Source organism: Lacipirellula limnantheis (genome assembly GCF_007746075.1).
Taxonomy (GTDB): domain Bacteria; phylum Planctomycetota; class Planctomycetia; order Pirellulales; family Lacipirellulaceae; genus Lacipirellula; species Lacipirellula limnantheis.
This window is the reverse complement of sequence record NZ_CP036339.1, coordinates 2365272-2378222: the sequence shown is the minus strand read 5'-3', so window position 1 is coordinate 2378222 and position 12951 is coordinate 2365272. Positions and strand designations below refer to the sequence as shown.

Annotated in this window: 12 protein-coding genes; 4 read left to right on the top strand and 8 right to left on the bottom strand. The window is 63.3% G+C overall.

All coding sequences use genetic code 11. The annotated features are described in order from the left end of the window. Positions 1-34 precede the first annotated feature (34 nt). The 3 genes from I41_RS09370 to I41_RS09360 form a co-directional block, all read right to left on the bottom strand. The gene (locus I41_RS09370) at positions 35-2272 is read right to left on the bottom strand and encodes a hypothetical protein (RefSeq protein ID WP_145432296.1); all 2238 of its coding nucleotides are present in this window, start codon (positions 2270-2272) and stop codon (positions 35-37) included. 403 nt (positions 2273-2675) lie between these two features. After that, complete coding sequence (locus I41_RS09365; RefSeq protein ID WP_145432295.1) at positions 2676-3539, bottom strand: hypothetical protein; 864 nt, start codon at positions 3537-3539, stop codon at positions 2676-2678. Positions 3540-3717: 178 nt separating this feature from the next. Next, on the bottom strand, positions 3718-4488 hold the full coding sequence (locus tag I41_RS09360) for a 3-keto-disaccharide hydrolase (protein WP_145432294.1): 771 nt from the start codon (positions 4486-4488) through the stop codon (positions 3718-3720). A 203-nt stretch (positions 4489-4691) separates the two neighbouring features. On the opposite strand from I41_RS09360, the gene I41_RS28240 reads away from it, so the two are divergent. After that, positions 4692-5573 (top strand): A24 family peptidase, encoded by an 882-nt coding sequence (locus tag I41_RS28240; RefSeq protein WP_210421140.1) that lies wholly within the window; start codon positions 4692-4694, stop codon positions 5571-5573. A 27-nt stretch (positions 5574-5600) separates the two neighbouring features. Here I41_RS28240 and hemB read toward each other — a convergent pair whose 3' ends face one another. Further along, complete coding sequence (gene hemB, locus I41_RS09350; RefSeq protein WP_145432293.1) at positions 5601-6617, bottom strand: porphobilinogen synthase; 1017 nt, start codon at positions 6615-6617, stop codon at positions 5601-5603. Between the two features lie 242 nt (positions 6618-6859). Between hemB and I41_RS09345 the strand changes: the two genes are divergently transcribed. The 3 genes from I41_RS09345 to I41_RS09330 all read left to right on the top strand — a co-directional run bounded on the left by I41_RS09345 (position 6860) and on the right by I41_RS09330 (position 9794). Then, positions 6860-7294 (top strand): hypothetical protein, encoded by a 435-nt coding sequence (locus tag I41_RS09345; protein ID WP_145432292.1) that lies wholly within the window; start codon positions 6860-6862, stop codon positions 7292-7294. Between the two features lie 101 nt (positions 7295-7395). Next, positions 7396-8382, top strand: a complete 987-nt coding sequence (gene mgrA / locus I41_RS09335; RefSeq protein WP_145432290.1) for an L-glyceraldehyde 3-phosphate reductase — start codon at positions 7396-7398, stop codon at positions 8380-8382. Positions 8383-8405: 23 nt separating this feature from the next. Next, positions 8406-9794: a serine hydrolase gene (locus tag I41_RS09330; protein WP_168206785.1), complete on the top strand. Its 1389-nt coding sequence runs from the start codon at positions 8406-8408 to the stop codon at positions 9792-9794. Between the two features lie 32 nt (positions 9795-9826). On the opposite strand, the gene I41_RS09325 is transcribed toward I41_RS09330, so the two are convergent. From I41_RS09325 to I41_RS09310, 4 genes are all read right to left on the bottom strand, one after another. Then, positions 9827-10477 (bottom strand): hypothetical protein, encoded by a 651-nt coding sequence (locus I41_RS09325; RefSeq protein WP_145432288.1) that lies wholly within the window; start codon positions 10475-10477, stop codon positions 9827-9829. A 50-nt stretch (positions 10478-10527) separates the two neighbouring features. Beyond that, the gene (locus I41_RS09320; RefSeq protein ID WP_246133845.1) at positions 10528-11013 is read right to left on the bottom strand and encodes a hypothetical protein; all 486 of its coding nucleotides are present in this window, start codon (positions 11011-11013) and stop codon (positions 10528-10530) included. Between the two features lie 254 nt (positions 11014-11267). Beyond that, positions 11268-11759, bottom strand: coding sequence for a DinB family protein (locus I41_RS09315; RefSeq protein ID WP_145432287.1), 492 nt, complete (start codon positions 11757-11759; stop codon positions 11268-11270). Between the two features lie 56 nt (positions 11760-11815). Next, positions 11816-12859, bottom strand: coding sequence for a metallophosphoesterase (locus I41_RS09310; protein WP_145432286.1), 1044 nt, complete (start codon positions 12857-12859; stop codon positions 11816-11818). Between the last annotated feature and the right edge of the window lie 92 nt (positions 12860-12951).

Below are 12951 nucleotides of genomic sequence, written 5' to 3'. Positions count from 1 at the left end.
CTTGTCGAGCGGAGGGAACCGGGTGGATTTCGCTTTAGCATTCATGGCAGCATGAGCGGCGGCGAAACAACCCGCCCAGAGCGAGCCCACTGACCACTGCCATCGCTCCCGTCGCCGGCTCCGGCACGGCAGCCACGACGGTCGAGACGCCGCTGTTGCCGAATTGTCGCTGCCAGACGAGATAGTCGTTCCCGTCGACGTCGAAGTCGCCATCAGCGTCGCCGTCCACGGGCTCCGCTCCCTGCGATTTGCCGTAGCCGACCTTCCACTTCGCCAGGTCGGCGGCGTCGACGTCGCCGTCCCCGTCGAAGTCCGCTGACGGACCATCGATCACCACTGACAGCGTGACGGCCGTCGGCGTGTAGTCGAGGTCCCATGCGAGGCCCACGCCGAGGCTTGGCAGCGCCATGGTCGCGAACGTCCCTGTGAGGCCGGCCGTCGCCGTCAGCAGTCGAAACGAATCGCCCACCGTCGGCGCGAACCCGCCGGCCAGCTTCACGTCGAGCGCCCCCGCGAGCGTCGCCGAACCGCCGACTTCCACCTGTCCAAACTCGTCTGCCTGATCGACGGCGCCCAATTGCAACCCCAACAGCGAGGACGCCGAGAAACTCAAATTCTCCAGCATGAGCGCGTCGGCGCCGGGCAACACGTGCAACTGCCCGTTGTTCGTCACCACATCGTGGAACACCGCCGTCGCTTTGCCGCCCACGACGATTTGCGCGCCGGCGTTGTTGTCGATCAGGCCTGTCACATCGACTTCGCCCCCCGTGATCGCCAACTGGGCGCCTGAGTTGTTGTCGAGCCCAGTTCCCTGAAACCGCAGCGCACCCGTGCTGATCGCGATATCGCCATTGTTGACGACGGCCGTCAGCGCCTCGAGCTCGCCGACGTCGACGTGGACGACGCCGCTATTGGTGAGCGATCCTCCGATCACTAGCACGCTGCCCCCTTGGACGCGTATCTCTCCTGCTGCTGCGTTGACGACCGGGGCGCCGATCCGCCCGCCCCCGCGGATTAGTCCCTGATTGTTCAGTCCTCCGGCGGCGCCGACGTCGAGCCGCCCGCCTCCCAGAGCCAACTCGCCATTGGCGCCAATCCGCGCGACGCCGGTGGTTGAAACGAGCGCGCCGTTAGTGATCGTCAAAGCGCCTTCGCCCGGCTCCGACACGTCAAGCGTGCCGGCGATCTCCCAGATCGAATTCGATCCGTCGACGAACGCCTCGCCGCGGGCGGTGGCGTTGTCGCTGATTACCGCGTTGGTCGAATTGACCCGACCGCCATTAAGGATCCGCAGCACGCCGCGTCCGAACTCGCCCACGGTCAGCGTGGTCCCCACATTCCATCGCGAGCTTGAACCAGACACCAGCGCCGTTGCCTCGCTCCCCGCTAGGCTTGCGATCTTGGCCACGCCGCTACTGGTAACCTTCCCGCCTTCGATGATGCTGAGCGTTCCCTGTCCGCTGAGTGCTACCGTGAGCGTTCCGTTGACCTCCCACGCCGAGCCAACGCCGCTGACGGTGACAGTTCCGGTCCCGCTGGCGGCGTTGCCGATGGTCCCGTTCGTCGACTCGAGGCGCCCCTGCGTGAGGATCTGCAAAACTCCCTGACCTGCGTCGCCGACGGTTATCGTGTTGGCCTGTCGCCAAAGCGTGCTGTTGCCGGTGACCGTCAGCGTCCCTTCGCTGCTAGCGAGACTGCCGACCGTCGTCGCGTCGGCCGACGCCATGGCCCCGCCCGAGATCTGCGCGATCGCGACGCCCGCCTGTCCCACGACAACGTCGTCGCCGACATTGACGAGCGTCCCGAAACCATCGACGAACAGATCCCCTTTGCTGCCGTCCTCGACCCCCAGCAACACATCGTCGGTCAGCGCGATCCGCGATTGGGCGGCCGCCGAAAAGCTCCCCGTCCCGCGATTGCCGATGATAACATCGGCCGACGTGGTGAAGTTCGAACCAAAACCGGTCGTCGAGATTATTCCCGCGGCGGTGGCGTCGTCGCCCAGCGTTGCGCTGCCGCCGGTGACGATAACGGCCGTGCCGGCGGTCAACGTCAGGCTGCCGAAACTACTGTCACCGACAAAGAATGGCGCGGCGACGTTTCCGCCGGCCGTCGGCGGGGCCGGCGTGACGTTGCCGACGGTCGTTAGCGCGGCGAAGATCGTGGCTCCGCGAAAGCCGTAGATCACCACGAAGGCGGAAAGCAGGGCGGCGAACGGAGGGCGGTTTGGGCGACAACAAGCAGGCAAAACGGACCAAGTGCGCAGCGACACGGCAACAACCTCTGATGGAATCGGTCAGACGGAACTTCGACGACTTCGGCGCAAGCGCCCGCGACTGTTGGGTCGAATACCGTTCCCATCCAATAGCTGATCAGGGTCAGTGATTGGTTGCCGAGATGACTTCGCGATGGAAGTCGTCCGTTCCTTGGCGTTCAATGCCGCAACTAATGCTGGCCGAACGTCTCTGGCCGCGCCACGCCGTTTAGCGAGCGATAAGAAAAAGAAAATGGCCGTCTCATCGTGAAACACGACGAAACGGCCATTTTATCGGGTCATCTGCTCGCGGACGGGCCGGCCGCGGGCATTGGCCGGCGATCGCGACGGCTCTCTCTCCGCGGCGCCATTCGTCGCCGAGCGACGAACGACCCTGGGTCCGGAGCGAAAGCCGACGATCTCAGCGGCTGGCGGTCTCCAACGACGCCTGCCGCGCCCTGCTCTGCTCCCACTCCCGCCCCGCCTCGGCGCATTGATAGGCGGCCTTGATCAGTCCCTGCCGCCGCGGATGATCGAGGTTCTGCATGTCGATCGCTACTTGCTCAATCGCCTCCGGCCGTTTCTCGGCCGTATACGAGAGGTTCGACACGAACAACATCGTATCAGTAAAATTGCGATCGGCCGTCTGCCCGACGAACGGATGCACCGCCTTGGCCACGAGCGCCAAACTCATCCGGTCGAGCTTGATGAAGGCGTCCATCCGTGCCGCCACGAACCGCCGGCCGTTGGTCTCTTCTTTCGACCCGCTGGTCAGCACCAGCACGCACTGGGCGGAGATCGGCTGCTGAAACGGCTTCCCTTCGAAGCTGCCGTTGGCCAACATCACGATCCGATTCTGCGCTCCTTCCTCGCACGTCTGTTCGACGACGATGATCGTGCCGGTCGTCCCTGCTCCGTCGCTGATCCTGCACGTCCGCTCGTCGAGACGGGTAAGCGTCACCTGGCTCACGCCGAGGTGACGCCAGATTTCGACCATCACCTCTGGATTCTGCGCCAAGAACGTGAACAGCTCTGGACGGCAATCAACGACGCTCGTCGGCAGTCGTCGAAAAATTGTCGGCTCGGCGACGACTGCGGCCACCGCCGGTCGAAACTGCGCATCGATTTTCGCCAGCGGAATGCTGCGACGAGCCTCGGCCTGCGTTGCTTCGCTCGTCGAAGCATCCGACGGCGAGCCCGCGCGAGCAGCCGTCCCCATGAGCAGCACTGCCAGCAATGCTAGACCGCCGCCCCTGCGGCGCGCATGCGCCGATTCGTACGCCAAGCGTATTCGCCCCACCATGCGTCCCCCCTTCCCCTGTGATGCCGCCTCAGTGAGAAGCTGTGCGGATCATGGAGGTTATTTCGGCTTGAGAAGGGGAGATGCGTCAGTCAAAAAATTAGCCCCTGGCCAGCGACCAGGGGCTAAAAGCGCACGGAAATTATTCAAGTGCCAGCGGCGATCATTCCCCGGCCGGCTTGCCCGTCGAATCCTTAATCCGCATGTTGCGGTACCAGACTTCGTCGCCGTGGTCTTGGAGCACGACGTGCCCCTTGGCGTTCTTGCCAAACTTCGGCCATGTGGCGAACTTGCTGGCGGCCAGCTTTTGGTTCCAATCGTCGCTGCCAATCTCAGTATCAACAACCTTTGTGCCGTTGAGGAAATGTTGGACATGGTTTCCTTCGACAACGATCCGCGAACGATTCCATTCGCCTGCTGGCTTTAAGACGTTTTCCGTAGGCGGGTAAAGCGCATACAGCGAACCCGCCGACGTGAGCTTTTTCTGGCCATCCTTATGCTTCGCGTCGTCCAGCACTTGGTACTCCGGGCCGGTCATATAGGCCGGCTCCGACGACTCGGTGGCGCGGTACATGACGCCGCTATTCCCGCCGGGCGAAACCTTCCACGCGAAACGGAGGTCGAAATCGCCATACTCCTGCTTGGTCATCAGATCGCCGCCGGCGGCATGGCGATGGAGCACGCCCTCCTCCAGCTTCCAGCCCTCGGGCCAGCCTTCTTTCCCGTAGGCCTTCCAAATCTCGGTGCCGTCGCTCTTGAAGAGCGGCGTGAAGCCGACTTCCCGCTCGCCGCGGCGACCGCGAGCCCGTCCCGGGCGCTCCGCCTTGGTCTCTTGCGCGAAGGCTGCCTGCTCGCACGTCGCGACGAACACGAGCGCTGCCAAGAGCGCGAAACAGGCGGATTGACGCCGCCAATTGTGGAAACGGTAACTCATGGTCGATAACTCCCTGGGAATGAGTATGCTGGCAAGAATGCCGCGAAGCCGCCCGCCGCGGACGAGATTGCAATTTTAAGGCCAACGAGCCCCGGGTCACAACTCTCCCCGTCAAACGGCAAAGCGGCTGCCACCGGGGCCGCCCCCGGGGCCAAACGGCTGATTTCACCTCCAGACGCCACGATTCTCCAGGATCTGCCCGCGTGCTCGATTTTGTCACCGCCCTCTGGCTGGGATTTATCGGCGCATGCATCGGCAGTTTTCTCAACGTCGTCGCCTACCGCATCCCGCTCGGCTTGTCGGTGGTTTGGAAGCCGTCACACTGCCCCAAGTGCGGACACAATATTCGTCCGCGCGACAACATGCCGGTGCTCGGCTGGCTGCTGTTGCGGGGTCGCTGCCGTGATTGCGGCGCGCCAATTTCGCCGCGTTATGCCATCGTCGAGGCCGCCATGGGGACGGCGTTCTTCGTGCTGGCCTACGTCGAGCTTTTCAGCGGCGCGGCCAACTTGCCGGCGGCGCTCGCCGATCCGGCCGGCGCCCTCGACAGCGTCGTGTTTCCGAACTGGGAGTTGATCATCCTGTATGCTTACCACGCCACGCTGCTGAGCTTGCTCATGGCGGCGGGCCTGATCGACCAGGACAGCCAGCGCGTCCCGCGCAACTTCCTCTTCCTGGCCGGCGCCGTCGTGTGCGGCGCACTCGCCAGCGAAAGCTGGTTTCTCTATCCCGAGCGAACCCGCAACATTCTGATCAACCAGTGGAAGGCGCCGTGCGACGCCGCCTTCGGGGCGTCCTGGGGCGCACTCGCCTGGCTCCTGCCGCTCGCCGCGTTGCGTCGGCGCAGTTCCGACTCCATGAAACGCTTTCTCCGCAACGCCGCCATCGCCTCCGCGATCGCCGGCGGCTTTCTCGGCCTGCGGCCAATCGTGCGAATCTTCGCCCTGTGGCTCGTCGGCATCCTGGCTAACCGCGGCTTGAAAGCCGTCAGCAAGAGTCGCCTCAGCCCGCTGCTCATCCTGTGGGGAGTGACGCTGCTGCACCTCGCCTGCTGGCGACCGCTGGCACGCCTGCTCTCTTGGTAGGCGCGGACGTATGGTCTTCGCGATCGACTATCCCAGCAAGCGCGCTGCGTCGCGTGCGAAGTAGGTCAGCACGCCGTCGGCGCCCGCCCGTTTGAACGACAGCAGGCTCTCGAGCACGACGCGATCGCGGTCGAGCCACCCATGCTGCGCCGCAGCCGCCAGCATGGCATACTCGCCGCTCACCTGGTAGACGAACGTCGGCGCGCCGAACGTCTCCTTCACCCGACGCACGACGTCGAGATAAGGCATCCCGGGCTTCACCATGACGCTGTCGGCGCCTTCGGCCAAATCGAGCGCCACTTCCCGGAGCGCCTCGTCGCTGTTGGCCGGATCCATTTGGTAGGTCCGCTTATCGCCGCCCCCCAGGTTCGCCGCCGAGCCGACCGCCTCGCGGAACGGTCCGTAGAACGCCGACGCATACTTCGCGGCGTAGGCCATGATTTGCACGTCGATAAATCCCGCGTCGTCGAGGGCCCGCCGCACGGCCCCGACGCGGCCATCCATCATATCGCTGGGGGCAATGACGTCGCAGCCCGCCTCGGCCTGAACGATCGCCTGCCGGCAGAGCATCGACACCGTTTCGTCGTTCACCACGTAGCCGTCGCGCAACAGACCGTCTTGCCCATGGCTGGAGTAAGGATCGAGCGCCACGTCGCAGATCACGCCGATCCGATCCCCGTAAGTTTGTTTCACGGCCCGAACCGCTCGGCACACCAGATTGTTCGCGTTGATCGCTTCCTCGCACTCGGGCGTCTTCAGCTTTGCTTCCGTGGCGGGAAAGAGGGCCACCGCGGGAATGCCAAGAGCGACGGCCTCGCCGACCGCCTCGACGATCAGATCAATCGAAAGCCGATCGACGCCGGGCATCGAGGCAATGGCTTCGCGCTGTCGGTCGCCTTCGCGAATGAACAGCGGCCAGATCAAATCGTTTACCGACAACGTCTGTTCGCGCACGAGCCGTCGCGACCAATCGTGCCGCCGCACCCGACGCAACCGCGTCTGAGGAAAGCCGTTAGCAAAGCCTTCAGCCGAACGTTCGGACATGCGAGAACCTGATGGGGAAAGGACGGCTTCCGGCTGTCGGCCAGACTGCACAATGAGCCCTGTTCTGGTGACTGAATGACGCTTGAGGCAACAACTCGTGCTTCGTCTGGCTGATGGCCAACGGCGAATATCAGAGAGCCGCCACAACGCCCTTCCATTATCCGAAGCCGCGTCTCTAAAATCTACGTCACACGCTACCTTCGCGAAATGCCTGGCGTTCACGCCTTCCAGCCTCGTGCCGCATGTCCGACGAACCTCGCATCCATCTTGGCCCGTTCGAATTTCGCCCGGCGGCGATGCGCATGTCGGGAAAGGCCGAGCTCGCCGATTGGAAAGGCCCGCTGCAGTTCGCTATCTGGTGCCAACGCGCGAGCCCCTGGTGGATCGGCGACATGATCAACGCGGGCGAGGATATCTACGGCGAAGAATTCGCCGCCGTGTGGGGCGAGACGCTTTCGACTGAAATGGTGAGTCGCTACGCCTCGGTCGCGCGGCGCGTCCCCCCGCAGAACCGTCGCCCTGCCCTCTCCTGGTCGGCCCACGCCGCCGTGGCTAGGCTGAACCACGCGGAACAACGACGCATGCTCACCCTGGCGCTCAAGGAAGGCTGGAGCAGCGACGATCTCCACAAGAACGTCCGCGATCTCGTCGCCGAACAAAAAAAGTCGACCCCGTAGTCCCCGCCCGATAAAATCCGCAGCGGCGAAACGCACCACGCGCCGCATCCCCATTCCCCATTCCCCATTCCCCATTCCCCATTCCCCATTCCCCATTTCGCATGTACCTCTCCTCCCCCACGCGCTACGACTCGATGACCTACGCCCGTTGCGGTCGCAGCGGACTGCTGCTCCCCGCCGTGTCGCTGGGGTTGTGGCATAATTTTGGCGGCGTCGACGCCTACGAGAATGGTCGCGCGATTGTGCGCCGCGCGTTTGATCGCGGCGTCACCCACTTCGATCTCGCCAACAACTATGGCCCGCCGCCTGGCTCGGCCGAAGAGAACTTCGGCAAGATGCTCCGCGATGATCTCCACCCGTACCGCGACGAACTTGTTATTTCCACGAAGGCTGGCTACCTCATGTGGCCCGGCCCCTACGGCGAATGGGGTTCGCGCAAGTACCTCCTCAGCAGCCTTGACCAAAGCCTGCGGCGGATTGGAATTCCTTATGTTGACATCTTCTATTCGCATCGCCCCGATCCCGAGACGCCGCTGGAAGAAACGCTCGGCGCCGTCGCCGCTGCCGTCAGGCAGGGCAAAGCGATCTACGCCGGCATTTCCAACTACTCTGCCGCCCAGACCCGTGAGGCGTGCCGCATCTTGCGCGATCTCGGCTGCCCCTGCCTCATCCATCAGCCGAAGTACTCGATGTACGAGCGTTGGGTCGAGGCCGAGCTCCTCGCCGTGCTCGAGCAAGAAGGAGTCGGCTGCATCCCCTTCTCGCCGCTCGCCCAGGGCCTGCTGACCGACCGCTACCTCCACGGCATTCCAGAGGGCAGTCGGGCCAGCAAGCCGCATGGATTTCTGCAGAGCAGCCAGGTCACTCCCGAGCGGGTCGCCCAGTCGCAGAGGCTGAACGACATTGCCCAGCAACGGGGCCAAACGCTGGCCCAACTTGCCCTCGCCTGGGTGCTGCGCGACCCGCGCATTACCACCGTCCTCATCGGGGCCAGCAGCGTCGAGCAACTCGATCAGAATCTCGGCGCTCTTGCTCGACGCGATTTCGCCCAAGATGAGCTCGCCGCGATCGAAGACATCCTGAAATGACCCCCATCAGGACCGAGTCCCTCATGCGACGCCTCATCTCCCGCGGCCTGCTCGCGATCGTACTGTCGACCCGGCTGAGCGCGTCGACCCTCGACGCCGCAGAACCGCTCGCCGATCTCAAACCGAAGATCGACGCCCTCGTCGCCCCGCTCATCGACAACAAGGTGGTCGTCGGTCTCGTGGTCGGCATTCGACGTGGCGACGAAGAGATCTTTTTCCCCTACGGCAAGATCGAGCTCGGCAAGGATGCGCCGCCCACGCCCGACGCCATCTACGAAATCGGCTCCATCACCAAAGCCTTCACCGGCGTGCTGCTCGCTGACGAATCGCTCCGCAACGGCCTCGATCTGAACACCGTCGTCGTCGATGCGCTGCTCAAAGATGAAGCGAAGCCGAAGGCGCCGGCCGAGAATCCGATCACGCTCGCCCACCTCGCAACGCACACCTCGGGCCTGCCGCGACTTCCCGACAACCTGAAGCCGAAAGACGTGACGAATCCCTACGCCGACTATACCGCCGCCGACGCCTACGCCTTCTTCACCGCTCACCAGCCGAAGCGCGACCCAGGCGAGTATGAGTACTCGAACTACGGCATGGGCCTCCTTGGGCAATTGCTCGCCGACCGCGCCGGCAAGTCGTACGACGAGCTCGTGCAGGAACGCATCTGCGAGCCTCTCGGCATGACTGAAACGCGGCAGACCCTTACGCCGGAAATGCAGTCCCGCCTCGCCCCGCCGCATGACGGCGATCTGCAGCGCGGCAAGAACTGGCATTTCGACGCCCTCGTCGGCGCCGGCGGACTCCGGTCCAATGCCCGCGACATGCTCAAGTTCGCCGCGGCGATGCTGGCCGACGACGATCGCGACGTCACCAAGGCGTTCCAGCTCGCCGGCGAACCGCGGGAAAAAATCCCGGGCGGTCTCGGCATCGGCCTCGCTTGGCATCTCGCCCGCGACGGTTCCACTCGCTGGCACAATGGCCAAACAGGCGGCTACTCGTCTTACGTCGCTAGCCTGCCGCAGCAACAAGTCGCGGTCGCGGTCCTCTGCAACACGGCTACGGATCTGACGACGATTCTCGGCGAGAAGGTTGCTCAAACCGCCCTTGGCATGGAAGTCGATCCGCCCAAAGTTCGCGAAGTCGTCGACGTGCCAGTCGAAACGCTGGAGAAATACGTCGGCAGTTATTCGCTCAACTTCTTCATGAAGTTCACCGTCACCCTCGATGGCGATCGACTCAAAGTGAAGCTGACTGGGCAGGATGCGTTTCCGATCTACCCCAGCTCGCCGACCGAATTCTTCTACCGCATCGTCGATGCGCAGATCACGTTCGTCCTAGACGATAAGGGCGAAGTCACGAAGCTGATCCTCCACCAGAACGGCGTTGATCAAGAGGCTCCGCGGCAGAAGTGAACGCGCGTCGTACGAACCGGCGCGCAACCGCCTTAGCGCCTTCGCGAACGCCGCTGCTGGATCGCCGCCACGACCGCCAGCGCCGCCAGCGCTCCACTGGCCGGCTCCGGAACCAAGAGCGTCACCGATAAGTCGTCGGCGTAATGATGGACGGCAGGGGTCGCCGCAAAATTTGGGAACGAACGCGTGAACAGCACTTCGAACAGCGCTGGTCCGGTCGCGCCGGCGACGAATGGCGCGCTGTACGAATCGCTCTTCACCTCGTCAGCGGCCAACTGGCCGACGTCGAATGTATGCAGCACTGCCCCGCCGAGCGACAGGGTGATCGTGCCGCCATCAGCGTTAGGACTGCCGTTGACGCTGGCGATCGCCAGCGTCCCGGCCGAAACCTGATACGACTGCCCAGCCACCAGCGCGATCGTTTGCGAAAGGGTCCCGCCAGCCTCGACGCCCGCGCTGTTGCTTCCGGTATTGAGGCGGAAGGCGTTGCTGCCCATGAACGTTGTCACGCTTCCCGCGATCGTCGGTTCGGCGCTGGCGGTCGGCGTAAACGTCCACCCTGTCAGGTTGCCCGTGGCGAAGCCGCCGTTTGTCAGCAGTTCCTGTCCCCTGGCTTGATCGAAGCCGACGATGCTGGCGATCGAAATCGCCGCCCAGACAAGGCGCAGCAATGGAAACTTCATGACGTCTCAGTGTTGTAAAAGTCACCGGAGCTTGGCGAACCCACTAACCGCTAGTCTAGCAGTTGGCTCGGCTCGGACCGCACTTTTACGAAGGCAACCCAGAATAATGCCGCCCAAATCAGGTCGATAACGCAGAACGCCGCGGTGGTTGCCGTGAGCCGCCCCGCGGCGTAGAGGGCCATTCCAGCGATGCCGAAGCTCAGCTTCTCTAGAATTCCCGGCAGCATGATCAGCCGATAGCGTGCTGGATCACGGGCGATGATCAGGAACGCGACCTGCCACGCCGCCGCCACGCCGATGAAGCCGTAAAAATGCTCCGGGTGGACCGCTCCCGGCACGATTTCCTCGCCGAGTTGCCGTCGCACAACATCGGCCGGCAGCAATTCGATGAAAAACTGCGGTAGGAGCACCGCCAAGCCGTAGATCCCCGCGATGTGAAAGACACGCTGGGCAAAGAGCATTCCTTGCTTCCTTTCAGTCATCGACGTTCGCCCGACGACAGCAGCGCCCGGCTCCGCCAGGGGTTCGGTTACCATTCCGGTCAACGTCGCCACGCGGCAGGCTCCCCCCCGGCGGAGAAGCCTATTCGATGTGTTTCATCAAACGCATTCGCCACGGAGAACAGAGAGGCCGCAGCGAAGATCGCCAGCGGGCAACGTTTCTTGAATTCTCCCCTGTGCTCGCTGCGTGCTCTGCGGTTAAGTCATTATCCGCTGACCATCGCACGAATGATGGCTGCTGAATATGCTTCCGAGCCAGGGGCTGAATACGCAATGATCAAACGCGAGCATTAAATCACCACCGGCTTTCCCTTCCGTCGTCGCACGGGAACGAATTGTCCGGCATGCATCAGCGGATGATTGCCGATCAGCAACAAGACCGATCCGACCGTGGGGAACACCGAGCGAAAGCGCTCCGGCGCCGGGTCGTCGAGCCGCTCGGCCGGCAGATCGGCCAGCGCCTTTTTCGTCGCCGCGCGAACTTGATCGTACAGTTTTAGATACTCGTCGCGCGTCAAGAATTGCGCGGGGTCATCGACGTCGCACTTATCCTTCGCGTGCGCTTCGGCGAATCCCGCCGGCAACTTCGCCCCTTGCCCGGGGCAAACCAGGTCCACGAGAAATGGCTCCGAAGCAATCAAATGTCCCAACTGCCAAGCGAGATGATTGCAGCCAGGTCCAGGGCGCTCCATCAGGTCGGCGTCGTCGAGGTCCCCGACGTATTTGTGCAGTACCGTGAATCCCGAATCCATCGTGCTTTCGATCGCTTGCTTGGCGTCCATAGAAAAAGGCTATCCCGAGTGTTGAAGGAATTTCATGTAGACGAAACCGAACGCTCTCAACCGGCTGCCTCGGCCGTCGCCGCCGCCCGCTGCTGAGTAACGACCTCAACCTGCCCCGCGCGATCGCGAGTGAACGCATGCAACTGCCGTCCCTTCGCATCGATGAACTGCACGGTGAGCAGTTCGGGCGTCACGTGGACGTGGTTGAACCCGAACACTTGATTATTGACGAACCCTCGATCGGAGACGCGGCAATCGTAGAGTCGCGCCCCGCCGGCGCCCGAGACAATGAAGCTCGGCTGGTAACCTTCCACCTGCAGATGCTGCAGCGTGTGATCGTGCCCGGCAAAAGCGATCGAAACGTCATGCTCCTGCAGCAGCGGGCCCCATTCTCTGATCAACTGCTGGTTATCGCCGCGATCGACCGTTTCGCTGAAGAGCGGATAGTGATTCACCATCCAGGTCCATGGAGCCCGCGTCCCCTTGGCCAGTTCCGCCTTGAAGAATCGCCGCTGCTCGATCTTTTCCTGCGGCGTCAGCCCCCCTTCCCAGAAGCTGCCGTCGAGCACAATGATCTTCACCAGCGGGTTCTCGGCGCTCGGCAGTTCGACCGTGTACCACTTACTCGGGAACTTCCACCGCGAATCGGGATGCTCCTTCGCATAGTCGAGTTGCAGTTCAAGCTTGCCCGCTTGGAAGTCGTATTTCGCCGTGCCGTAATCGTGGTTGCCGGCGCAAACGTAAAACGGGCACGGAAGCGACTCGGCCGCGTACATCTCTTCGAACTCACGCTCAATCCGGCCCGGCGTGATCGTGTTGTAGAAGTTGTCCCCCAAAGCCAACACCGCCGTCAGCGGCTGGCCAAGCCCGTCGGCGAAGGCCGCCATCTGCCGGGCCACCGAGGTCTGCGCCTCGTTCCCCTTGGTGCCATAGTCGCCCAGAGCCAACAGGTGGATCCCGCCAGTGAGCGCCGTCGCAGCCTCGTTCGCTTGCAACGCGCCAAACCGCGTCGCGGCCCACGCCCCGCTGCTGAAGATGACGGCGCGGCGAATCGCTTCGCGGCGCGTGATAGGGGCGCTCAAATTGTCCGTCATGGCCATCGCGATCACTCACAACGTCGTCGAAAACGACCACCCTGCCGCGGGCGGCCCGATCCCCATCATATCAGGCCACGTTTTTCCGGGGGACCCCG

What these genes read in the sequence shown, in the direction of transcription:
- I41_RS09360 (WP_145432294.1), bottom strand. Translation starts at nt 4,488, where the DNA reads ATGAGTTACCGTTTCCACAATTGGCGGCGTCAATCCGCCTGTTTCGCG.
- hemB (WP_145432293.1), bottom strand. Translation starts at nt 6,617, where the DNA reads ATGTCCGAACGTTCGGCTGAAGGCTTTGCTAACGGCTTTCCTCAGACG.
- I41_RS09345 (WP_145432292.1), top strand. Translation starts at nt 6,860, where the DNA reads ATGTCCGACGAACCTCGCATCCATCTTGGCCCGTTCGAATTTCGCCCG.
- mgrA (WP_145432290.1), top strand. Translation starts at nt 7,396, where the DNA reads ATGTACCTCTCCTCCCCCACGCGCTACGACTCGATGACCTACGCCCGT.
- I41_RS09330 (WP_168206785.1), top strand. Translation starts at nt 8,406, where the DNA reads ATGCGACGCCTCATCTCCCGCGGCCTGCTCGCGATCGTACTGTCGACC.
- I41_RS09325 (WP_145432288.1), bottom strand. Translation starts at nt 10,477, where the DNA reads ATGAAGTTTCCATTGCTGCGCCTTGTCTGGGCGGCGATTTCGATCGCC.
- I41_RS09320 (WP_246133845.1), bottom strand. Translation starts at nt 11,013, where the DNA reads ATGGTAACCGAACCCCTGGCGGAGCCGGGCGCTGCTGTCGTCGGGCGA.
- I41_RS09315 (WP_145432287.1), bottom strand. Translation starts at nt 11,759, where the DNA reads ATGGACGCCAAGCAAGCGATCGAAAGCACGATGGATTCGGGATTCACG.
- I41_RS09310 (WP_145432286.1), bottom strand. Translation starts at nt 12,859, where the DNA reads ATGGCCATGACGGACAATTTGAGCGCCCCTATCACGCGCCGCGAAGCG.